Source organism: Bradyrhizobium sp. IC3123 (assembly GCF_020193625.1).
Taxonomy (GTDB): Bacteria; Pseudomonadota; Alphaproteobacteria; order Rhizobiales; family Xanthobacteraceae; genus Bradyrhizobium; species Bradyrhizobium yuanmingense.
In genome coordinates, this window is the sequence record NZ_JADYVF010000001.1 from 39,342 (window position 1) to 60,703 (window position 21,362).

A 21,362-nucleotide genomic window follows, 5' to 3' on the forward strand; every position below is an offset into this window, starting at 1 on the left:
GCGCGTTGATTCTCTGCCGACAGGCTGCGCCAGCTCGAGAATGACCGCCGAGACCGACCACGACCTCACACGCGAGCCCGTTGCGGCGCACGAGCCGTCGCCGCGCTCGGGCAGCATTGCGCTGGTGCTGCTGGTGGCCGCCGGCCTCGTCGCCGTGGCCGTCGGGCTGATGACGCTCGGGCGCGCGCAGGCGCAGCCCTATATCCTCGGTATCCTCGCCGTGCTGGCGATGGTCGGCCTGTTCAACCTGTTCGCCTTCGCCGCCGGCATCATCCGCTTCGCCGACCGCAATCTCGACGATCCCATCATCGGCCGCATCTCCGATCACGCCTTCGACGGGCTCGCGGTCACCGACGCGCGCGGACACGTGGTCTATTCCAATGCTGCCTATCTGACGCTGACCGGCGCCACCGGCCCGCAGGACGTGCGCCCGGTCGAGCGCGTCTTCATCGGCAATCCCGACGTCTCGGAAGCCGTGTTCCGGCTGCTCAAGGCCGCCCGCGAGGGCAAGCGGCAGCAGGAAGAGGTGCGCATCTCCGGCCATGACGGCAATCAGGGCCGCTGGCTGCGCATGCGCGTGCGCCCGCTCGGCACCGGCAAGCGCGAGGCGAAATACGCGGTGTGGTCGATCGCCGACATCACGCGCGACCGCGAACGCCAGGAGGACGTGTTCCAGGAGCTCCAGCACGCGATCGAATATCTCGATCACGCCCCGTGCGGCTTCTTCTCGGTCAATCCAGCCGGCGAGCTCGCCTATGTCAACGCGACATTGGCGAACTGGCTCGACTACGACCTCGCCGAGATCGGCTCCGGCGGCCTGAAGCTTACCGATATCGTCTCCGGCGACGGCGCTTCGCTCTTGACCTCGATCGTGGCGGTGCCGGGCGAGGTGAAGACCGAGGTGTTCGACATCGACCTGCGCATGCGCACCGGCAAGACCATGCCGGTGCGGCTCTATCACAAGCTCGCCTTCGGCGCCGACGGCGCGCCGGGGCCCTCGCGCACGCTCGTGATCAGCCGCGCCCGCGACGAGCGCAGCGACCCTGATCGTGCCGCCGAAGTGCGCTTCATGCGCTTCTTCGACCACACGCCGATGGCGATCGCGACCGTCGATCGCGCCGGCAACGTGGTGCGCGCCAATGCGCGCTACGCCAAGCTCAGTCAGGCGCTGGGGCTCGACACCTCCTCCAAGTCGATCTTCCGCGCGGTCAATTCGCGCGACCGGCACCTCCTGATCGCGGCCATCAACCAGGCCGCCGAAGGCAAGGCCGATATCGCGCCGGTCGAGGTGGCGCTGGAAGGGGCCAAGGAACGCTGGGGCCAGTTCTTCGTGACGCCGGTCGATTCGGCCGAGACCGAGGCGGAAGCCGCCATCGTGCACATGCTCGAGACCACCGAGCGGCGCGCGCTGGAAAACCAGATCAACCAGTCGCAGAAGATGGAGACGGTCGGCCAGCTCGCCGGCGGCATCGCCCACGACTTCAACAACGTGCTGTCCGCCATCATGATGGCGAACGACTTCCTGCTGAACGCGCACAAGCCGACCGACCCGTCGTTCCAGGACATCATGCAGATCAAGCAGAACGCAACGCGCGCCGCCACCCTGGTGCGGCAGTTGCTGGCGTTCTCGCGGCGGCAGACGCTGCGGCCGCAGGTGCTCGATCTCGGCGACGCGCTGTCCGATCTCACCATGCTGCTGCGCCGGCTGATCGGCGAGAAGGTCAAGCTCGACCTCGTCCACGGCCGCGACCTCTGGCCGGTGAAGGTCGACGTCTCCCAGTTCGAGCAGGTGATCGTCAACCTCGCGGTGAACGCGCGCGACGCCATGCCTGACGGCGGCAAGCTGATCATCCGCACCGCCAACGTCACCAGCGACGATTCGGGCAAGCTCGCCTACAAGGGCATGCCCGCCGCGGATTATGTCCGCATCGAGGTCGCCGACACCGGCACCGGCATCCCCGCCGACATCCGCGACAAGATCTTCGAGCCGTTCTTCTCGACGAAAGAGGTCGGCAAGGGCACGGGCCTCGGGCTCTCCACCGTCTACGGCATCGTCAAGCAGACCGGCGGCTTCATCTACGTCGATTCCGAGCCGGGGCAGGGCACCTCGTTCCACATCTTCCTGCCGCGCCACATCGCCGAACCGGAGGTGCAGGTCGAGCAGCCCGCAGCCGCAATCGGCGCGACCAGCGGAGCCGCGAAGGAAGCCGCGCCCGCTGGGGCGGCAGAGGCGAAGCCGCGTACCGACCTCACCGGGCAGGGCACCATCCTGCTGGTCGAGGACGAGGAGGGCCTGCGCGCGCTCAATGCCCGCGGCCTGCGCTCGCGCGGCTACACCGTGGTCGAGGCCGAGAACGGCGTCGAGGCCATGGAGGTGCTGGACGAGCAAAGTGGCGCGATCGATCTCGTCGTCTCCGACGTCGTCATGCCGGAGATGGACGGCCCGACGCTGTTGAAGGCAATGCGCGAGAAGAACCCCGACATCAAGTTCATCTTCGTCTCCGGCTATGCCGAGGATGCCTTCGAGAAGAGCCTGCCCGAAGGCCAGCAGTTCGACTTCCTGCCAAAGCCCTTCACGCTCAGCCAGCTGGTCGCGGCGGTGAAGGAGACGATGACGAAGCAGGGGTGAGACCTGCCGCTCTCCTCGCAATGACGGCTGGTGGGCCAGCTCGGCTCGCGGACCCGGGGAAAAGCGGAAATCGGGTCGTAAACCCGGCGGTAAGCATCCTCCAATGGTTCCCGTAAAACCCCTGTCATATATGGGCTTTTGCCACATCCCCGCGACTGAGGGCCGCAGCCGCAAGTTCCGAAACCGGCTTCACTTTTCGGGAAGTCTGACCATCTTAGGGGCACGTCCCCATGCCGGGGATTTGGGAAACGCACATGACTTTCTCGCTTCGCTCCCGGAAATTCTTCAACACGATCGCCGTCGTGCTGGCGCTTGCGCTGCCGACCGCGCTGACGATCTCGTCGGCCGACGCCCGCGCGGGTGGCGGCATGTCGTCCGGTTCGCGCGGTACGCGCTCCTATTCGGCGCCGCCGTCGACCACGACCGCACCCGGCTCGGCCTCGCAGTTCAACCGCACCTACACCCAGCCGGGCGCAGGCATGAACTCGGCCGCGACCGCGCCGGCGCGCGGCGGCCTGTTTGGCCGCGCCGGCGGCTTCATGGGCGGCCTTGCGGCCGGCTTCCTCGGCGCCGGCCTGCTCGGCATGCTGTTCGGTGGCGGCCTGTTCGGCGGCCTCGGCGGCCTGTCCTCGATCATCGGCCTGATCATCCAGATCGCGCTGGTGGTGCTCGTGGTCCGGCTGGCAATGTCCTGGTGGCAGCGCCGTCACACTCCGCGGGCGGCTTACGCCAATGCTGAGGCCGGCGCAGCGCCCGGACCGCAGACGAACTATCGCAGCGGTCTCGGTGGTGGCCTTGGTGGCGGCCTCGGTGGCTTCGGCTTCGGCGCCAACAACGCGCCGCTCGAGATCAAGCCGGACGACTATGAGGCGTTCGAGCGCCTGCTCGGCGACGTCCAGGCCGCCTGGTCGAACGAGGACGTGGCCAAGCTGCACACGCTCGCGACGCCGGAAATGGTCTCCTATTTCGAGCAGGACCTCGCCCAGAACCGCGCCCGCAACGTGGTCAACAAGGTCACGGAAGTGAAGCTGTTGCAGGGCGACCTCGCGGAAGCCTGGCGCGAAGGCGAGACCGACTATGCCACGGTGGCGCTGCGCTTCGCGCTCACCGACAAGACGGTGGATCGCAACACCGGCGCAATCGTCGCCGGCAGCGAGCAGCCGGGCGAGGCGACCGAGATCTGGACCTTCGCCCGCCGGCCGGGCACAGGCTGGGAATTGTCAGCGATTCAGCAGACCAACTGATCGCGGACGAGATGAGGAACCAGGGCGTCGTGCTTCGGCACGGCGCCCTTTTTCTTTGGGTGTCTCGCCTCGCTGCATCGGAATAAGCGGCCGCGTGTCGGGTTGACATGGGGCGGTTAACAACAAGCACAACGGGAGGACAGCATGATCCGCATCGAGAGAACCGTGACGATTTCGAGCCTTGCGCTCGCCATGGCCTTGCTGGCGGCGCCCGCAACGCAAGCGCAGTCGGCCGACATGACTTTTTTCGTGACGTCGAACGGGCCCGGCAAGGGCGCCGATCTCGGCGGTCTCGAAGGAGCCGACGCGCAATGCCAGAAGCTTGCACAAGCCGCTGGCGCCGGCACAAAGACCTGGCGCGCCTATCTGTCGACGCAAGCCGCCGACGGCAAGCCGGCCGTCAACGCCAAGGATCGCATCGGCAAGGGGCCGTGGCAGAACGCCAAGGGCACGGTGATCGCCAAGGACGTCGCCGAGCTGCACGGCGCAACGAACAATCTCACCAAGCAGACCGCGCTCAGCGAAAAGGGTGAGGTCATCAATGGTGCCGGCGACCAGCCGAACCGGCACGACATCCTCACGGGATCGCAACCGGACGGCACCGCGTTTGCCGGGCCGGACGATCGCACCTGCAAGAACTGGACCTCGAGCACGCAAGGCGCTGCGATGGTCGGCCATTTCGATCGCCGGGGTCTGCGCGACGACGAGCCCTCGAAATCCTGGAATAGCTCTCACCCCTCGCGCGGGCCCGACGGCGGCTGCTCGCAGGCCGATTTGAAGACCACCGGCGGCGACGGGCTGCTGTACTGCTTCGCGGCGAATTGAGACGCTGAGTTCTCTCCACCGTCGGAGCTCTCTCCATTCGTCATCGCGAGGAGCTCTTGCTACGAAGCAATCCAGAGTGTCTCCGCGGAGGCAGTTCTGGATTGCTTCCGCCTTCGCCAAGCCTTCGGCGGACAAGTCGCTTGCGCTCGCAATGACGGCGTATGTTGAACCGCCGTTCCGCCTCACGCTGACGGAACCTTCAGCCACGTGCTACATTGGTCCGATCGCCTCCACGCTCACGGACCTCCCCCATGAAATACGAGCTCTACTACTGGCCCGAGATCCAGGGCCGCGGCGAATATGTGCGGCTGGCGCTGGAGGAGGCGGGCGCCGCTTACGTCGATGTCGCGCGCGGTCCGCGCGGATCGGCTGTGATGATGAAGATGATGGACGCGCAGAAGGGCACGCCGCCCTTTGCGCCGCCGTTCCTGAAAGCGGGCAAGCTCGTCATCGGCCAGACCGCCAACATCCTGTTCTATCTCGGCTCCCGCCATGGGCTTGCGCCGAAGACGGAAGCCGGCAGGCTCTGGGTGCACCAGCTTCAGCTCACGATCACGGACTTCGTCGTCGAGATCCACGACACCCATCATCCGCTCGGGCCCTCGCTCTATTATGAGGATCAGAAGGCGCCGGCGAAGAAGCGCACGGCCGACTTCTGGGACGAGCGCGTGCCGAAATATCTCGGCTATTTCGAGCGGCTCCTCGCCGGGAGCGGCGGCATTTACGTGACGGGCCGGCGCCTGACCTATGTCGACCTCTCGCTGTTCCAGCTCGTCGATGGGCTGCGTTATGCTTTCCCCAAGCGCATGAAGGCGTTCGAGAAGGATGTCCCGGGCCTCGTCGGCCTGCACGACCGCATCGCCGCACGGCCCAACATCCAGGCCTATCTCGCAAGCGAGCGCCGCATTCCCTTCAACGAGCAGGGCATCTTCCGCCGCTATCGCGAGCTGGACCGATAGCGGCTTCGTGCAGTTGGCGCGTTCACCAGACGCCGGGGATGAGGCGATGGCGCACCCGCGCCGTGTAATCGGTGTAGCCGGGCAGACCCTCGCGCAGCGTGCGCTCCTCGATCGGAATGCGGACCGCGAGCAAGGCGAGGAGGAGCGGCATCATCGCAAGTCCCCACCACGATCCCAGCAGCAACGGCACGCCGGTGAAGAACAGGATCATGCCGCTGTACATGGGATGGCGGACATAGGCATAGGGTCCGGTCGAGATCACGTGCTGCGCGCGCTCGGCTTGCAGCTTCACCACGGGCGCGGCGAACGAGTTCTCGCGGAACACCCACATGGTGAACAGTGTCGAGCCCAGGAACAGCCCGAGTCCGAGCACCTGCAACGCCGTCGACATGTCAGAGGATCGAACACGCCGGTCGAGCCCCATCAGGACGAGCCAGGCCAGGATGGCGACGATGAACAGCGCCATGAACATCTTGTCGGCGGCGGGCTGATCCTTTTGCAGCACCGGCCGCAGGCGTTCGGCGAGCAGCGCCGGATCGGTCCGGTAGAGCCACCAGCCGCAGAGTGGGCCGAGCAGGGCGGAGGTTGCGAGGAAGGCCCAGGCCGACGGCCAATGCAGCGTCCCCGCGCACGCGAACAGCAGCGCGCCCATGCCGACGACGAACACCGTGTTCCGCAATAGCAGCCGTGCGAACATGCGCAGGTCCCGAGTGAACGGCGCATGATCCTGGTGCAGCTATCCGGCAAAGATGCGGCCGGACACGCCAAAAGCCCGATCGACCGGATCGGGCGCTTCGGTCTCGGGACGCCTGATCAGGCGAGCTGATCGATCCGCGTGCCCTGACCCGGCGGCAGCGGCGCCGGCGGCTGCGGCTTGAAGGTCGGATTCTCGTCCTTGACCTTGGTCTGATCGTCCTGCGGCTTGGTCGTGTCGTAGTTCGGAACCACGATCGCGATCGGCGGGGGCGCAACGGTAGAAACCTTCATCCGCAAATCCTCACACATGGAAACAATCAAGCCTGCCCTGCGAGGAGCGAAATTTCCTTCAAGCCAATCGTTAAAATGTGAGGGAATTGGCGCGGTGAAGGCTGTGCACGCGTGGCATCCGCAAACCGAGACGACGAGGCCTCTCCCCGTCATTGCGAGGAGCCCTTGCGACGAAGCAATCCAGACTGCTTCCGCGGATACAGACTGGATTGCTTCGCTGCGCTCGCAATGACGGAGTATGCGGCGGACGCCATCGCGCGATACGCACCCCGCAAGGGTGCGGAAAGAGCTGGCGCGTGCCCTATTCGTCCTTGCCGCGCGTGATGGCGATGGACGCCTCTGTCTTGGTGCGGGTGCATTCCATGTTGAGCCGGCGGTAGCGCATGGTGACCTTGTCGCCGCGGAGTAGACCCATCCGCTTCAGGCAGCGCGTCGCGCCCGTCGTGGTGTCGTCCTTGGTCACGGTGAAGACGATCGCCGCCATCGAGCCGACCAGCGCGTAGAATTCCGGCTTCGGCTTGCGATCACCCTTGGCGTAGAGCTCGATGGAATATTTGTCGCCGCGGCAACCCACGGACAGCTCCTTGGCCGCCGGGTGCGTCAGGTAAACGACATTGGCGGCGCGAAAATTCACCTTGAGGCGATCGACCTGGCTCGCCAGCTCCTTGGCGCTGTCGTCGCAGCGATCGGCGCGGGCAGGCGAAGCGAGAGCCACAAGGCCGGTGAAGGCGGCGGCGACCAGGATCGCGCCGCGGACGTTCAGTTTCAATGTCATGATGAAAAGCCCCTTAGGGCACGCATTCAAGCGTCGGCGGACGCGAATCGCAAGGGTGGGCAGAGGCATTTCCACGAGCTGTGCCAATGCCTTCCCGTGCCGAACCTACCCCTCCCATGCGCACCGCTCCCTTTCTTTTCTGGCTAGAATGCGCTTAGAACGCTTCTATGCTGAGAGGCCCGCCACGGCCCCAAAACCCCGAGATTTGCCCCATGAACGCTCCCACCGCCTTCCCCGACCAGTCCAAGCCCGTTCCGCCCTACAAGCACACCCCGCTGTTCCCGCTGGGCAAGGACGAGACGCCCTACAAGAAGATTTCGTCCGAGGGCGTCAGGGTCGAGAAGGTGCTCGGCAAGGACATGCTGGTGGTGTCGCGCGAGGCGCTGCGGGCGCTGTCGGAGGCGGCCTTTGGCGACATCAACCACTATCTGCGCCCCGGCCATCTGAAGCAGCTCCGCGCGATCCTGGAGGACGGCGAGGCGAGCCCGAACGACAAGTTCGTCGCTCTGGACTTCCTCAAGAACGCCAATATCGCGGCTGGCGGCGTGCTGCCGATGTGTCAGGACACCGGCACCGCGATCATCATGGGCAAGAAGGGCTGCAACGTCATCACCGACGGTGACGACGAGGCGGCGCTGTCCGAAGGCGCGCGTGACGCCTACCTGCGCCGCAATTTGCGCTACTCGCAGGTCGCGCCGCTCTCGATGTACGAGGAGAAGAACACCGCCAACAACATGCCGGCGCAGTGCGAGATCTACGCCGAGGGTGACGACGCCTACAAGTTCATGTTCATGGCCAAGGGCGGCGGCTCCGCCAACAAGAGCTTCCTGTTCCAGGCCACGCCCTCGGTGCTGACCAAGGACCGGCTGCTCGCGTTCCTGAAGGAAAAGATCCTCACCCTCGGCACCGCCGCGTGCCCGCCTTATCACCTCGCCATCGTGATCGGCGGCACCTCGGCCGAGCTGTGCATGAAGACGGTGAAGCTCGCTTCGGCGCGCTATCTCGATGCGTTGCCGACGCACGGCTCGCCCGACGGCAACGCCTTCCGCGACGTCGAGATGGAGAAGGAAATCCACAAGATGACGCAGTCACTCGGCGTCGGGGCGCAGTTCGGCGGCAAGTATTTCTGCCACGACGTGCGGGTGATCCGCATGCCGCGCCACGGCGCCTCGCTGCCGATCGGGCTTGGCGTGTCCTGCTCGGCCGACCGCCAGGTGCTCGGCAAGATCACCAGGGACGGCGTCTATCTCGAGGAGCTCGAGCACAATCCCGCGCAATACCTGCCGCAGGTCGAAGAGTCGCTCGGCGGTGAGGTCGTCAAGATCGACCTCAACCAGCCGATGAAGGACATCCTGGCGACCTTCTCGAAATATCCGATCAAGACGCGGGTCTCGATGACGGGCACCATGATCGTCGCGCGCGATAGCGCCCACGCCAAGCTGCGCGAACGGCTGGAGAAGGGCGAGCCGCTGCCGGATTATTTCAAGAACCACCCGGTCTATTATGCCGGCCCCGCCAAGACGCCCGAGGGCTACGCCTCCGGCGCGTTCGGTCCGACCACCGCGGGCCGCATGGATTCCTTCGTCGACCAGTTCCAGGCTGCCGGCGGCTCGATGGTGATGGTCGCCAAGGGCAATCGCGCCCCTAGCGTGCGGGAGGCCTGCAAGAAATACGGCGGCTTCTATCTCGGCTCCATCGGCGGCGCCGCGGCGAACCTCGCCGAGCACTGCATCAAGAAGGTCGAGGTGCTCGAATATCCCGAGCTCGGCATGGAAGCGATCTGGCGCATCGAGGTCGTGGATTTCCCCGCGTTCATCATCATCGACGACAAGGGCAACGACTTCTTCAAGGAGTTGAATTTGGGCTAGTTGCTTCACCCGCACGCGCGCGGGGGAAGATGCTCGTGCCGTAACAATGATCGTCATGCCCGGGCTTGTCCCGCCTGCGCGGCCGAAGCCGCTTCGGCGAGGCGAAGGCCCGGGCATCCACGTTCTTAGTGCCGCAAAGAAGCCGTGGATGGCTGAACAACAAGCCCGGCCATGACGAAGCCAATGCTTCAGCGCCTCAACTGCAATTCGTGACCTGGTTGGAGCACAGCGCGCGCCACCAGCCGCGGACGCCGTCGTGGCTCTCGACCAGACCCCAGAGCCCACTGCAGGCGAAGATGCGCTTCGGGCCGCCGTCGGTGTCGAGCGGCCCGCCGAGCTCGCGCTGGGCCGGCATCCATTTGGCATCGATGAAGGGCGCCTGAAACAGCCCGCCCATGCGCGTGGTGCCATTGGCATAGTTCGCGCCGACCTTGTTCGAGGCGACCCAGCCGCGCCCGGCATAGGGCCTCGGCGCGCTGCGCGGATATCGCGTCTCGTCCTCATAGTCCTTGCCCGGCGGCCTCGCGTCTTCGATCAGGAACCAGCCGTCCCTGAAGCCGATGATGCGGAATTCGGTCAGCCAGCCGCCCTCGGGCGTGTTCTCGGCGCCGCCGAGCCTCAGCCGGTAGGGCGGCGGCAATGTGCCAAGCACGCGCGCCTTGATCGACGGCTCGGCGCGCACGTTGAGGCCGCTGGAATCCTTGTCGATGGACCAGGCGCCGAGATCGCAGGGCTCGGTGCCAGCAGGCAGCTTTGCGCGCTTGGCGGCGAGCTCGGCGTGCATCCCGGCGAAATCATTGTCGTCGTTATCAGGGGCCGGCCCGGTGCGCGGCTTCAGCTCGGCTGACGTCGCCCGCGTCGCGTCCGCAGTCAGCGTGACGACCAGAACCTGGCGCGCCGCAAAGACGCTCCCCGGTGTCTTCGGATCGTTCGATGTCGCGGGATAGACCGCGAGATAACCGGTCGACCCCTCGGTTCGATAAGCGGTGCCGGCAACATAGCCTGCCGGCACCAAGGCGAGCGCGCTCGCGCGCCACGCCGGTTCGCTGTCACCTGCGCGCGCGGCCTGTGCTACGGCAGACAGGACTGCCGCCGCGATGAGGAGGAGCGCACGCATCGGTGCAGCGCGCGGTTTACGCCCGCGCGCCCGTGAACGGGAAGCTGCCCATCGGGCCGATGCCCATCTCGCCACTGATGCTGTCGCCGGAGACCGTGCCGGTGAATTCGAGCGTGAGCGGCATCGGCTTGTCGATCGAGACCTTCCAGGAGACGTTGTCGCCGGAGACGGTGCCGTCGAAGATCTCGGTGGTATTGCCTTCCGCGCCCTGCGTGCCCGTGAGCGTGCCGCCAGCAGCCTTCAGGCTCAGCGTCGCCTGGCGCTCGCCCATCGGCGTCGTCATGGTCAGATTCCAGTTGCCGTCTACGGCCATTCCCGTCTCCCGAACAGATTGCGGCGGTCCGCGACGATCCGCGGCCGTCCCTGGCCGAGCCTATAGCCCAACTCGCAGCTCCTGCCTAACGCTCCGGTAGGGCATTTAGGCGCGGGCAGCGGCGCGTCGGCGGTTGGTTACGATCAGCCGCAGAACGAAGTACTGCACGGCAAAAGCCAGGATCTTGGCGCCGCCTGCGACCACCATAAGATAGAACGCCCAGAGCTTCAGATCGCCGGTGGCGGCGACTGCCATCATGCCGGCGCCGATCACGAACATCAGCGCCGCCCAAGCATAGCCCGCGATGGTGACATATTCCGGGACGGTCTCGACGATGACGGGCGGCATGTAGCGCAGCATCCAGCCGCGCTTGAGCATGATCGCGCCGATCGCGAAATGTGCGATCGAGGGTTTTGCCAGCATGAAGCGCGGATCATTGGTCAGCAGCGTGATACCGCCGAGCACGATGACCAGAGCGAGGCTCGCATAGGTCATGTAGTGGAGCGGCTGTCCCTTGAGGCGCGCATAGAGCACCTGCGCGAACGCGCCGGCAATCGCCACCGCCGTTGCGAGGATCACGTTGTCGGTGAGGAGATAGACGGCCAGGAAGATGATAACGGAGAGGAGGTCGGAGGCGAGGCGGGCGAATACGTCCTTCATCGTCATTCCTGTTTCGCGGTCGTGGGCAGGGCGCAGACTGCCGCACCCTACTTGATCCGGCGATGCCCGGCATATCACTTTGTGAAGACAACCGCGTACGAGATAGCGCATGGCAGCCCCCGACCAGAATGCCAGGCCGGGACCAGCAGCGCGGGATTCGGAACCGCAACAAGCAGAGCGCGATGCGCGAGACAGGGAGCCGCGCCGGACCACCCGTCTCTTACAATGTCAAGACGACGTAAACGACCTCCAGAAAATGAAGTGCTGCAACGAGCTGGCTGGTCATCTCGTCGACCAACCCCGTCCAGGGCAGGCGCGACACCATCGGGAGTGCGGCCGCGAGTAGAAGGCCGGCAGCGAGCAGGACGCCGCCTTCGAAGAACGTGAGGCTTCGCCGGCGCAGCCGTATCGCCAAGCATGCAAGTACGGCGCCGGCCGGGGCGATGACAGCGGTGGAATACGCGGTGATCGAGAGCATGTGCATCGGGCTTTCTTTGACCACGCAATATCCACGTGGATTCCGGGATCGCGATCTCCTCGCGCCCGTTGACGAGGGCTACGCCGCGCCGACCCAATTGCCGTGGAAGCCGTCGGGGACGCGATGTCCGAGCTGCACCAGGGCGGCAGGACCCGCCTCGATATCGGTGGCGTTGAACACGGCGAGATCGCTGCGGTTCTCCCGCGCACGCCAGACCACCGCGAGCAGCCAGCCGTCGCCTTCGGCGGCATCCCTGGATCGCTCGACGAAAACAGGCTCGGAGATGGTGTCGCCGGCCGGCAGCAGATATTGGCCGAGCCGCCTGCCGTTGCCGTCGACATGGACGATGCCCGACAGCGCGCCGAACATCGGCAGTTTCGGATTGGCGCAGGCGTACCAGCCGTGACGGCTCTTCAGCCCGGCGCGGCGATCGTCGATGCGCGGGAATTCTCCGGTGAGGTCGTCCAGGTAGGTCTGCTGGAAGCGGTCGGTATTGCCTGCGAGATCGAAGGTCCAGCGGCAATGGCGGGCGCGCGATTTCTCGGGATCGGTGGGGCGGCCGTCCGGATGCGGAAACAGCGGCGCTTCCTCGAACTGCATGACGTCGGCGACGATGCGGTTTTCGTCCTCCCACGCATTCATGACATGGAAGACGTAGCACGCTTCGGCACGAAACCAGACAATGTCCTTGGCCGTGCCGCTGCGCTTCATCACCCCGACATAGGCGCCCTTGTCCGGCTCCCAGGCATAAGGCGGCCGTCCGCTCATCGCGCGCTCCATGCTGCCCGTGATCGGCAGGATCGGAAACAGCACATGGTTCGCGGTGACGATGAAGTCGTGCACCATGCTGGCATAGGGCGCCTCAAACCGCTCGAACCGCGTCGCCTTGCCTGTTGCGTCGATCGATCCGTAGGAGAGGGCAGGCGTCAGCGGGCCCGCAGCGTTGTAGCCGAAGAACACCAGCTCGCCGGTGACGGGATCGATCTTGGGATGCGCGGTGAAACTGCCGGCGACGCGGCCCTGGTAGTTGTGATAGCCGCGCGTCGCCAGCGTGCCCGGCTCGATCTCCGTCGGCAGGTGCGCTTCTTCCAGCGCCAGCAGCTTGCCGGCGTGGAAGACGATGTTGGTGTTGGCGACGCCGCCATCGGTCAGGTTTGCCGGCGCATCCGGCAGCTTGCGGCCGAAGCCGCCGAACAGCGCGCGGCCGGCGTCGTGCTCGGCGAGCCATTTCGGCGTGCGGACCCAGCGGTTGCGGTAGCTGGCGCGCCCGTTCTCGAGATGGAAGGCGTGCAGCATCCCATCGCCGACGAACCAGTGCGCGCCGGGCGAATCGAACTGCGGATTGGGGCCGTTGCGATAGAGCGTGCCGTTCAGCTCGCGCGGCAATTCGCCGACGATCTTCAGGAAGGGCGCGTCGGCCTCGAATGGGATCGGCGCGATATTGTTGCTGCGCTCGGCCATGGCGTCGTGCTGCACGGCGAATCCTCCCTTATCTTTACATCGTAAAGATTGAGTAGACCCGATCGCAGCTTTCGTCAAGCGAAATCTTTACACTGTCAATATTGCGTCATATAGCTTGCAAATGGCCAAGACAGACACCAAGGGCGACGCGGCGCGCAGCCCGCGTGCCCTAAGAAAAACCACCTCGACCGCGGCATCGCGCGCCTCGCGGCGCGCCAGAACCGCCAAGACCGAGACGCCGTATCATCACGGCGCGCTCCGCGAGGCGCTGCTCCAGGCCGCCGAACGGGTGCTGGAGCGCGACGGGCTCGCTGGCCTGACGTTGCGCGCGGTGGCGCGCGAGGCCGGCGTCTCGCATGCCGCTCCCACCCATCATTTCGGCGACCTGACGGGCCTGCTCAGCGAGCTCGCGGCCGTCGGCTTCCGCCAGTTCAACGCGGTCATGAACGCTTCGTGCGATGCCGCCACCACGCCGCTCGAAGCCGCGCTGGCGCGGCCGAAAGCCTACATCGCCTATGCGCAGGCCCATCCTGGCATGTACGGCATCATGTTCCGCACCGAGCGGCTGGATTATTCGAGGCCGTCGCTGCACGAGGCGGCCGAGGCATCCTTCGCGGGCCTTACCAATGCGATCGGCATGATGCGGCAGGAGCAGATCAGCGGCGACGCGCTGACGCTGAACCAGGGCGCCGCGATCGCGCGAGCCTGGTCGCTGGTTCACGGCTTCACCATGCTGCTGCTCGACGGACGGCTGAAGGACATTCTCGCGCGGCTGCCGGAGGGAACGACGGCCGAGCGGCTGCTCGAGACGATGCTGACCGCTCCAGTGACCGATAAGCTGCCCGGCTCCTGATCACCAGGTGTGACGCAACTCTTGCTTTATTCAAGCGTTGATGCGCCATGGCAAAGGCATCGCGCTCTCCCTGGAAACGTGCCAACCCCCGTAAACGCGCGGGTAAGGCATCCAAGCATCTCAGTCCTGCACAGAAATCGGCGGCGAAGGCACGCGCCCGCCGCGCCGGGCGACGCTATCCCAACCTCGTGGACAACATGCGCGTGGCAGCGAAGAAGACCTCCAAGAGGAAGACGCCTTCCAAGTCGAAATCCTCCAAGGCAAAGTCTGCGAAGAAATCTGTCAGGAAAACCGGCAAGCGTAACGCAAAGAAGACCTCAAAGTCCTCGCGCAAGCGCGTCGCCTCCGCGCGCGAAAAGGATCCGCGGGGCGGGCTGACAGCAGCTGGCAGAAAGGCTTTCGCCCGCAAGCAGGGTTCCCATCTGCGACCAGGCGTCACCAAGAAACAATCCGAGATGACCCCGCAGGAAATGCGCCGGAAGGGAAGCTGGGCGGTTCGCTTCTACGGCCGCGCCAAAGTGCCACCGCTGGTCGATGCCAAGGGTCAGCCGACCCGGCACGCATTGTCGGCACATGCCTGGGGCGAGCCTGTTCCGAGGACGGTGGCAGCGGCCAGGCGCATTGCCGCGAAGGGCGAGCGCCTGCTGGCGCGCTACCGCCGCATCAAGGACAATGCCTAGCGCATTGTCGCGAGCTCGACGGCGCGGCCGCGCGCGCCGATGATCTTGACCTCGTCCTTGCCGCAAGCGAAACCGCGGGCGAGATCGTCGGCGGCCTTGCGCGCGAGCTCGTTGGCGTTCGGGTTGGCGATCCCATCGACATAGGCGACGTGGCAGACCGGACCCGGCGGCAGCCGGGTCACGACCAGCATGGCCTTGGTGTTCGGCCGACCCTGCTTGTCGGGATCGGAATTGTCGGCGATGTGCCAGCGCTGGATGATCGCGAACGGCCTTGCGCCGGCCGCGCGCCATTCGATGGTCGTCTCCGATGAATTGAACGGCCCGAACCAGACGTTGGCTGCCGGTTCCTCGGCTGCTGCCTTGCGGCTGCGCCCGACCGAGACGATCTCGCGAAGATCGTCCTCGGCGATCAGCACGATCAGGCCGTCCTTGCCCGGACAAACCCGCGTGCTGCTGCCGTCGAGCGCGCCGGGCTTGCCGATCTGCCGGCAATCTTTTGGAGCCGTCGAGGTGTAGCTGCTGCCCAGGGATTGGGCGTCGGCGCGGCTCAGACCGATGCAAGCCATCAGGACGGCGAAGCCTATTGCGGTGACACGGTTCATGTGAAGCTTTGATGGACTGGGAACTTCGTCCCATCAGACGTCTTGATTGTGGGCAAGGTTCAAACAGCGACGCGATATACCTGACAGCGGCGCGGAATCGTTCTACAAGAGCGGCTTCGCTTAAGCCGTGCGGGCCTCGTTCGCGTTCTCATTCTCCTGATCATGCCACCCACCTCGAACAAACCTTATCGCGTCGGCCGCTCCAAGACCGGGCTCGGCCTCTTCGCCACCAAGCCGATCAAGAAGGGGACCCGGATCATCCGCTATTTCGGACCGATCCTGGACTCGCGCATTCCCGAGCAGGACGAAATCGAGAACAAATATCTGTTCGAGCTCAACGGGCGCTGGACCATCGACGGATCGGTGCGCAAGAACCTCGCGCGCTACATCAACCATTCCTGCCGCCCCAACGCGGAATCGGACGTCCGCCCGCGCGAGCGCAAGGTCTATATCCGCGCCATCAGGAACATCGAGCCGGGCGACGAGATCAACTACGATTACGGCACCGACTATTTCAAAGCCTATCTGAAGCCGATCGGCTGCAAGTGCGATTCCTGCGAGAAGAAGCGCAAGAAGCTGCGCGCCGAGGCGAGGGCGGAAGCCGCCAAGGTGAAGGCGCGGGCCGAGCGCAAGGCGCAGAAGGCGGGCGCGAAAAGCACGGCTACGAAAAAGAAGAAGCTGAACGGCAAGCACTTCCCCGGCAAGGTCGGTCGCGCCAAGGCGTAGCCTCGCGCAGCACCCACCGGCTTTCACGAGTCCCCCTGATTGATCCTCAGGCTGCCGGCTGAAATGCAGCGGAGTCTCCACCACTCCATCATTGCGAGCGAAAGCGACTTGTCCGCCGAAGCCTTGGCGAAGGCGGAAGCAATCCAGAATCCAACCGCGGAAAGACTCTGGATTGCTTCGCTACGCTCGCAATGACGCTGTTGATACAGCGCGTTCAGATGTCTGACCGTCACCCTGAGGCGGCCCGCCTCTTCGGCGGCCCTCGAAGGGGGCGGCCCGCTTGCATCGAGGTCGTTCATACTTCGAGGCTCGCTGCGCGAGCGCCTCTGGCCCCGTAGGTTGAATTGAGCCCTTGCGAAACCCATCGCTTTTCCGTACTCGCTGCCTACCGGCGAGGCGTCGGGCAAAACACCCAAAATCTGTCAATCTCGGCGCGCAGAAATATATCGCTTTTCCGAATTTCGGATTTGTGGCATGTGTTGCCTATCCCGGCCCTGCCAGAGGGGCGCTTCGCGATCGTCACGAGATGCGGGCCGGGGTGCGGTGGACGCGGTAGCGCCGGCGCGATTGGCTTGAGGACAGGGCGGGCAACCGTGAGTCTCAGGCGATGCGCATACGACACGGCGCGGTCACAGCGGTTTGGTCGATGGTCTGGGGTGCGCACACCAAGCCCCGGGCGCTGAGGCCAAATCGTCCGCGGACGGAGAAGTCGTGTGGTCCTGACGCCCGGGGTCTGTGCGTCAAGGCTTGCGGTGATGCGGCGGCCCGACCGGGTGCGCGCATCAGAGAAGCCGCAAGGCGACGGGGGCAATAGTGCAACGCTCCCCGAGGAGAGCACGAAGGACACCGTTAAAACCATCCGCGCAGGGAAGGCCGGGCGACCGGCAACACCTGTGGTCCACCCCGTGTGCATGTCCTTGTACACGGACTCGGGTGCCACCGGCGCCCGGCCTTCCCTGCGCCCTCCGGCAACCGAAGGGCGCAAGCAACGAAGCAAAGCTCGGGCGAAATCCGCTGCGAGAACGCGAGGTCATGCATGCATCCGGATACGATCCGATATGACGAAGCCGTCGCGTTCCCCGGTTTGCGCCGCGGAGCCGCCACGAAGCGATCACGCCGCGACGGCGCGCCCGCTCCTCTTCAAACCCACATATTGCAGCTCGGCGAATACGCCGGTGGCGATGGCTTGCGCGACGACCATGAGCTCGCCGGCGAGGTTCGGCGACACCGCGCCCGAGAGCAGCAGCGCGATGCTGCCGACGGTCCAAGCGGCATTGCCGATCACGACCAGCAGCACCAGCGACTTCGCGACCGTGGCCCGCGAGGCGAGCCAGCCGACCAGGGCGGTGTAGGCAATCAGGAACAGGCCGCTCTCGCGCAGCAGCGCTTCGGGCAGGTTGAACAGCGCAGCGAAAGCGCTCGCGCCGAAGGTGAAGCCGAGCGCGGCGACGCCGCTGAAGAGGGCGTCGGCGAAGAGGGCGCGGCGCAGGAAGGTGGATGCATCGATCATCTCAGGTCTCCTTGGTTGGGCTGGGGTGGAACTTTAGCGCCGACCGCGCCACCAGGCGCGGAGCAGACGGGCGAGCCGGAACGGGCAGAGGCTCCTGCCGACGCCGTGCTCGAAGGCGATGACCTGCGCGACCACATAGTCGCCGGTCGAATGCAGCAGCGGCTCCGGCATGTTGAGGCTGCGCGCCAGCATCCGGGTTGCGAACGCCATGGCCCAGGGCAAGACGTGGTCTGCGACGGTCCGGTAGAGCAGCAACGCGATCATGGTCATCTCCTGTTGCGACCAAAGATGCGCGTGCTCGTCCCCCATTTCGATTACCTCGGTGGTAATGGAAGCGCCTAAATTCGCGTGCTAGTTTTTGATCATGAACGCACATGCATCCACCGTACGTACCGAACGCAGCCAGCCGGTCCATATCGGCGACCATTTGCGGGAATGGCGGCAGCGCCGCCGCATGAGCCAGCTCGATCTTGCCGGCGAAGCCGAAATCTCGGCGCGGCATTTGAGCTTCGTCGAGACCGGTCGCGCCGCGCCCTCGCGCGACATGGTGCTCAGGCTCGCCGAGCGGCTCGACGTGCCCTTGCGCGAACGCAACGTGCTGCTGGTCGCAGCCGGTTTCGCTCCGGCCTTTCCGCAGCGCCCGCTGGAGGATCCCGCCTTGAAATCAGCCCGTGCGGCGATCGACCTCGTCTTGAAAGCACATGAGCCCAATCCGGCGCTCGCGGTGGACCGGCACTGGAACCTGGTCTCCGCCAACCGCATGGTGGCGCCGCTGCTCGACGGCATCCCGCAGCATCTGCTCGGCCAGCCCGTCAACGTGCTGAGGCTGGCTTTCCATCCCGAGGCGCTGGCACCGCGCACGGTCAATCTCGCCGAGTGGTGCGGGCATCTCCTGGAACGGCTGCACCGGCAGTGCGAGGCGACGGCCGATCCGGAGCTGATCAAGCTGTACAACGATCTGAAGAGCTATCCGATTCCGGCGCGCTCGGCGCCGCTGCCAGCCGACAACGTCGCGATCCCCTTCAAGCTGAGGCATGGCGGGGAGATCCTCAGCTTCTTCTCCACCACCATGGTGTTCGGCACGCCGGTCGACATAACCCTGTCGGAGTTGGCGCTGGAGACGTTCTTTCCGGCGGACGAGCGCACCGCCGAACGGCTGAAGCAGATGGCGGCCGGGCTGCGCTAGCGCCGTTTACAGGACGGAGCAGCGCTCGCATAATCGGCGGATGGACACACGCTCCTTCCGGCGATTGCGGCCGGCCAATCCCATCGGCGATCTCCTGCGCGGCTGGCGCACCCGTCGTGCATTGAGCCAGGCGGAGCTGGCGTTCGAGGCCGGCATTTCGGTCAAGCATCTGAGCTATGTCGAGACCGGAAAGGCGGCGGCCAGCCGGGACATCCTGCTGCAGCTCGCGTCCGCGCTCGATCTGTCGTTGCGCGATCGCAATGCGCTGCTCGAGGCCGGCGGCTTCGCGCGGCAATATGGCGAGCGCGATCTGTCGGCGCCGGAGCTTGCCGAGGCGCGGCGTGCCATCGACCTGCTGCTCAGCCGTCACGAGCCGTTCCCGGCGATCGTCACCGACCGGCGCTGGAACGTGATGCAGGCCAATCGCGCCGCCGCGCGCCTGATGACCATGCTGCTTGGCCCTCTCCGCATGCAGCGCCCGCTCAACCACATGCGCATGTTCCTCGCTGCCGACGAACTCAAGCCTTTCGTCGAGAACTGGTCGATTGTCGCAGCCGCGCTGCTGGCGCGGGCGCGGCATGAGGCGATGGCCGCGCCGCTCGATGAGGCCCTGCAATCGACCTGGCGCGAATTGATGCGGCTGCCGCAGCTGCCTGAGGCGACCGAGGACAACGCGGCCCCGGGGCCGCTCTGCGAGGTGCGCCTGCGCAAGGGCGATATCGGCGTTGGTTTGATCGGTGCGGTGCTGACGCTCGGCACCCCGCAGGACGTCACGCTGCAGGAGCTTCGCGTCGAGATGTTCATGCCTGTTGATGCCGCCTCCGAGGCCGCCTTGGTCGCGCTTGCAGATCAGGACGCTTGAGCCTGCACGGCTTCGCGCCGCTCGAAGCTCATGGCCTGCATCACCTCCGCGAACGGCCCGTTGCGGTCACTCAGTGTCGCCGTGGTGAGGCCCGCGCCATGGGCGCCGACGCGCGTCGCGGCGCGGATCAGGATCCATTCGCCCTCGGGCGGACGGAAGAAATAGAGGCTGATCTCCGGGTTGATGAAGGTCCATTGGCGCATGTCGACGATCTGCGCGACGCCGCTGGAGAAGTCCGCGGCCTGCACCGCCTGGAGCAACGGCGTGTTGGGTTCGCCCTCGACCAGCGGCGCATCGAGCCGCATCCAGGCTGCCGCCGGGCCCGGCTTCTCCAGGGCGCCCTCGATGAGGCGCACCGACACATTCTGGAAATAGCGGCTCCATTTCTGCGCAAAGGCGGGCGGCGGGCTGCCGGCCTCGGGACCACTGTCGGGGGCCAAGGGCCTCGCGAATGGATCGATGGGCGACTCGCCGCTCGGCGCCGTCAGCAGCGCCGTGCAGCGGCCGATCTCGGTCTCGCCGTCCATCAGCCGCACCTGCAGGGTCTTGGCCTTGCGACCGTCGCGCAGCAGCTCGCTGACCGCCCTGAACAGGCGCAGGCCCGCCGGCCGCCACAGATCGAAGGTCAGACGCCGCACCGCAAAGCCGGATTTGGCGGCGAGGCGCTCGACCTCGCGGGTCATCAGCGCGGTGGTGGCGCTTCCCTGCAGCATGTCCGGCGACCACGGCCCGCCGGCATGCTCGGTGGCCCGGAACAGATCGCCTTCCGGCTCGAAAATGGCGTTCATCGCGGTCTCCTCTTTGGGCTTGATCGTGGCCGTGAGTATCGGGGCGGGGAGAACCGGTCACAATAACCGCAGAGGTGAAGTCGTGAGCCATGCAGGACGGGTGCCTTGCGCCGCCTCCGGTTCGGCCTATGTTCGGGCGGACCCTCGAAGTGCCCGAAGGAGGCGCCTGACATGAGCACGCTGAAACCGCTCCAGATCGACGTCGTCTCAGATGTGGTCTGCCCCTGGTGCTATATCGGCAAGCATCGCATCGAGAGCGCGCTGGCGCTGGTGCCTGACGTTCCGGTCAAGCTCAATTTCCGTCCCTTCTTCCTCAATCCCTGGGTGCCGCGCGAGGGCATCAGCCGCGAGGCCTATCTCACCCAGAAGTTCGGCTCGGTCGAAGCCTATAAGGGCATTGCGGGACGCGTCGTCGCGGCCGCGAGCGAGGAGGGGCTCGTCTACAAGCCGGAGCTCGTGGCGCGCCAGCCCAACACGACCGACTGCCACCGCCTGATCCTCTGGGCGGAAGCGATCGGCAAGGCGCCTGAGATGAAGCAGCGCCTGATGGAGCTGTACTTCCGCGACGGCGGTGATCTCACCGATGTGAACGTGCTGGTGCAGGCGGCAGCCGACATCGGCCTCGACGCCGACGACGTGCGCAAGCGCCTCGCCACCGACGAAGACGTCGCGCGCGTCTCGGCAGATGCGCAGGAAGCCGCCGACAAGGGCATCTCCGGCGTGCCGACCTACGTCTTTGCGCAGAAGTACGCCGTCTCCGGCGCGCAGGATCCGAACCTGCTTGCCCGCGCCATCCGCCAGGTCTCCGAGGAGATCAACGCGCAGGCGGCGGAGTAACT

General features: G+C 65.8%; 25 protein-coding genes. 11 read left to right on the forward strand and 14 right to left on the reverse strand.

Annotated features, from left to right (window positions below; all coding sequences use genetic code 11):
- The first annotated feature begins 40 nt into the window (after positions 1 to 40).
- From cckA to I6F20_RS00205, 4 genes are all read left to right on the forward strand, one after another.
- Positions 41 to 2,629 carry a cell cycle histidine kinase CckA gene (cckA, locus tag I6F20_RS00190; RefSeq protein ID WP_225124700.1) on the forward strand — a complete coding sequence of 863 codons (2,589 nt, stop codon included), beginning with the start codon at positions 41 to 43 and terminating at the stop codon, positions 2,627 to 2,629.
- Between the two features lie 230 nt (positions 2,630 to 2,859).
- Positions 2,860 to 3,873: a Tim44 domain-containing protein gene (locus tag I6F20_RS00195; protein ID WP_057030308.1), complete on the forward strand. Its 1,014-nt coding sequence runs from the start codon at positions 2,860 to 2,862 to the stop codon at positions 3,871 to 3,873.
- A gap of 144 nt (positions 3,874 to 4,017) precedes the next feature.
- Entirely contained in the window at positions 4,018 to 4,698 is a 681-nt protein-coding gene (locus tag I6F20_RS00200) for a lectin (RefSeq protein ID WP_225124701.1), read from the forward strand.
- Between the two features lie 251 nt (positions 4,699 to 4,949).
- The gene (locus tag I6F20_RS00205) at positions 4,950 to 5,657 is read left to right on the forward strand and encodes a glutathione S-transferase (RefSeq protein ID WP_225124702.1); all 708 of its coding nucleotides are present in this window, start codon (positions 4,950 to 4,952) and stop codon (positions 5,655 to 5,657) included.
- 22 nt (positions 5,658 to 5,679) lie between these two features.
- Here the strand turns inward: I6F20_RS00205 and I6F20_RS00210 are convergent, their stop codons facing one another.
- The 3 genes from I6F20_RS00210 to I6F20_RS00220 all read right to left on the reverse strand — a co-directional run bounded on the left by I6F20_RS00210 (position 5,680) and on the right by I6F20_RS00220 (position 7,419).
- Entirely contained in the window at positions 5,680 to 6,354 is a 675-nt protein-coding gene (locus I6F20_RS00210; protein WP_036027901.1) for a methyltransferase family protein, read from the reverse strand.
- Between the two features lie 116 nt (positions 6,355 to 6,470).
- Positions 6,471 to 6,644 (reverse strand): hypothetical protein, encoded by a 174-nt coding sequence (locus tag I6F20_RS00215; RefSeq protein WP_167361693.1) that lies wholly within the window; start codon positions 6,642 to 6,644, stop codon positions 6,471 to 6,473.
- A gap of 301 nt (positions 6,645 to 6,945) precedes the next feature.
- Positions 6,946 to 7,419 (reverse strand): hypothetical protein, encoded by a 474-nt coding sequence (locus I6F20_RS00220; RefSeq protein WP_036013057.1) that lies wholly within the window; start codon positions 7,417 to 7,419, stop codon positions 6,946 to 6,948.
- Between the two features lie 212 nt (positions 7,420 to 7,631).
- Between I6F20_RS00220 and I6F20_RS00225 the strand changes: the two genes are divergently transcribed.
- On the forward strand, positions 7,632 to 9,287 hold the full coding sequence (locus tag I6F20_RS00225) for a fumarate hydratase (protein ID WP_036027899.1): 1,656 nt from the start codon (positions 7,632 to 7,634) through the stop codon (positions 9,285 to 9,287).
- A gap of 196 nt (positions 9,288 to 9,483) precedes the next feature.
- On the opposite strand, the gene I6F20_RS00230 is transcribed toward I6F20_RS00225, so the two are convergent.
- From I6F20_RS00230 to I6F20_RS00250, 5 genes are all read right to left on the reverse strand, one after another.
- The gene (locus I6F20_RS00230; RefSeq protein WP_225124703.1) at positions 9,484 to 10,404 is read right to left on the reverse strand and encodes an SH3 domain-containing protein; all 921 of its coding nucleotides are present in this window, start codon (positions 10,402 to 10,404) and stop codon (positions 9,484 to 9,486) included.
- A 16-nt stretch (positions 10,405 to 10,420) separates the two neighbouring features.
- A complete protein-coding gene (locus tag I6F20_RS00235; protein WP_036013050.1) occupies positions 10,421 to 10,717 on the reverse strand; it encodes a hypothetical protein in 297 nt (98 codons plus the stop codon).
- A 105-nt stretch (positions 10,718 to 10,822) separates the two neighbouring features.
- On the reverse strand, positions 10,823 to 11,377 hold the full coding sequence (locus I6F20_RS00240; protein ID WP_036013049.1) for an inner membrane-spanning protein YciB: 555 nt from the start codon (positions 11,375 to 11,377) through the stop codon (positions 10,823 to 10,825).
- 220 nt (positions 11,378 to 11,597) lie between these two features.
- Positions 11,598 to 11,861 carry a hypothetical protein gene (locus I6F20_RS00245; protein ID WP_036043814.1) on the reverse strand — a complete coding sequence of 88 codons (264 nt, stop codon included), beginning with the start codon at positions 11,859 to 11,861 and terminating at the stop codon, positions 11,598 to 11,600.
- Between the two features lie 72 nt (positions 11,862 to 11,933).
- The gene (locus I6F20_RS00250) at positions 11,934 to 13,331 is read right to left on the reverse strand and encodes a carotenoid oxygenase family protein (RefSeq protein ID WP_225124704.1); all 1,398 of its coding nucleotides are present in this window, start codon (positions 13,329 to 13,331) and stop codon (positions 11,934 to 11,936) included.
- Positions 13,332 to 13,437: 106 nt separating this feature from the next.
- On the opposite strand from I6F20_RS00250, the gene I6F20_RS00255 reads away from it, so the two are divergent.
- Positions 13,438 to 14,169 (forward strand): TetR/AcrR family transcriptional regulator, encoded by a 732-nt coding sequence (locus tag I6F20_RS00255; RefSeq protein ID WP_225124705.1) that lies wholly within the window; start codon positions 13,438 to 13,440, stop codon positions 14,167 to 14,169.
- Positions 14,170 to 14,344: 175 nt separating this feature from the next.
- Here the strand turns inward: I6F20_RS00255 and I6F20_RS00260 are convergent, their stop codons facing one another.
- Positions 14,345 to 14,578 (reverse strand): hypothetical protein, encoded by a 234-nt coding sequence (locus I6F20_RS00260; protein WP_225114263.1) that lies wholly within the window; start codon positions 14,576 to 14,578, stop codon positions 14,345 to 14,347.
- Here I6F20_RS00260 and I6F20_RS00265 point away from each other — a divergent pair.
- A complete protein-coding gene (locus I6F20_RS00265; RefSeq protein ID WP_225125314.1) occupies positions 14,544 to 14,849 on the forward strand; it encodes a DUF6321 domain-containing protein in 306 nt (101 codons plus the stop codon). The two genes, I6F20_RS00260 and I6F20_RS00265, sit on opposite strands and share 35 nt — an antisense overlap.
- Here I6F20_RS00265 and I6F20_RS00270 read toward each other — a convergent pair.
- Positions 14,846 to 15,451 carry a hypothetical protein gene (locus I6F20_RS00270; protein ID WP_225124707.1) on the reverse strand — a complete coding sequence of 202 codons (606 nt, stop codon included), beginning with the start codon at positions 15,449 to 15,451 and terminating at the stop codon, positions 14,846 to 14,848. The genes I6F20_RS00265 and I6F20_RS00270 overlap by 4 nt on opposite strands.
- 162 nt (positions 15,452 to 15,613) lie before the next feature.
- Between I6F20_RS00270 and I6F20_RS00275 the strand changes: the two genes are divergently transcribed.
- Positions 15,614 to 16,177, forward strand: a complete 564-nt coding sequence (locus tag I6F20_RS00275; RefSeq protein ID WP_225124709.1) for an SET domain-containing protein — start codon at positions 15,614 to 15,616, stop codon at positions 16,175 to 16,177.
- 23 nt (positions 16,178 to 16,200) lie between these two features.
- Here the strand turns inward: I6F20_RS00275 and I6F20_RS00280 are convergent, their stop codons facing one another.
- The 3 genes from I6F20_RS00280 to I6F20_RS00290 all read right to left on the reverse strand — a co-directional run bounded on the left by I6F20_RS00280 (position 16,201) and on the right by I6F20_RS00290 (position 17,951).
- Positions 16,201 to 16,476 (reverse strand): hypothetical protein, encoded by a 276-nt coding sequence (locus I6F20_RS00280; protein WP_225124711.1) that lies wholly within the window; start codon positions 16,474 to 16,476, stop codon positions 16,201 to 16,203.
- Between the two features lie 812 nt (positions 16,477 to 17,288).
- A complete protein-coding gene (locus I6F20_RS00285) occupies positions 17,289 to 17,687 on the reverse strand; it encodes a hypothetical protein (protein ID WP_225124713.1) in 399 nt (132 codons plus the stop codon).
- Positions 17,688 to 17,720: 33 nt separating this feature from the next.
- Positions 17,721 to 17,951 carry a hypothetical protein gene (locus I6F20_RS00290; RefSeq protein WP_192893150.1) on the reverse strand — a complete coding sequence of 77 codons (231 nt, stop codon included), beginning with the start codon at positions 17,949 to 17,951 and terminating at the stop codon, positions 17,721 to 17,723.
- A gap of 100 nt (positions 17,952 to 18,051) precedes the next feature.
- On the opposite strand from I6F20_RS00290, the gene I6F20_RS00295 reads away from it, so the two are divergent.
- Positions 18,052 to 18,873, forward strand: coding sequence for a helix-turn-helix domain-containing protein (locus I6F20_RS00295; RefSeq protein WP_225124715.1), 822 nt, complete (start codon positions 18,052 to 18,054; stop codon positions 18,871 to 18,873).
- Between the two features lie 40 nt (positions 18,874 to 18,913).
- Positions 18,914 to 19,735, forward strand: coding sequence for a helix-turn-helix domain-containing protein (locus I6F20_RS00300; protein WP_225124716.1), 822 nt, complete (start codon positions 18,914 to 18,916; stop codon positions 19,733 to 19,735).
- Here the strand turns inward: I6F20_RS00300 and I6F20_RS00305 are convergent.
- Positions 19,723 to 20,523, reverse strand: a complete 801-nt coding sequence (locus I6F20_RS00305) for a thioesterase family protein (RefSeq protein ID WP_225124717.1) — start codon at positions 20,521 to 20,523, stop codon at positions 19,723 to 19,725. The genes I6F20_RS00300 and I6F20_RS00305 overlap by 13 nt on opposite strands.
- 171 nt (positions 20,524 to 20,694) lie before the next feature.
- Here I6F20_RS00305 and I6F20_RS00310 point away from each other — a divergent pair, with 171 nt between their 5' ends.
- Positions 20,695 to 21,360, forward strand: a complete 666-nt coding sequence (locus I6F20_RS00310; protein WP_036043828.1) for a DsbA family oxidoreductase — start codon at positions 20,695 to 20,697, stop codon at positions 21,358 to 21,360.
- The last annotated feature ends 2 nt before the right edge of the window (positions 21,361 to 21,362 follow it).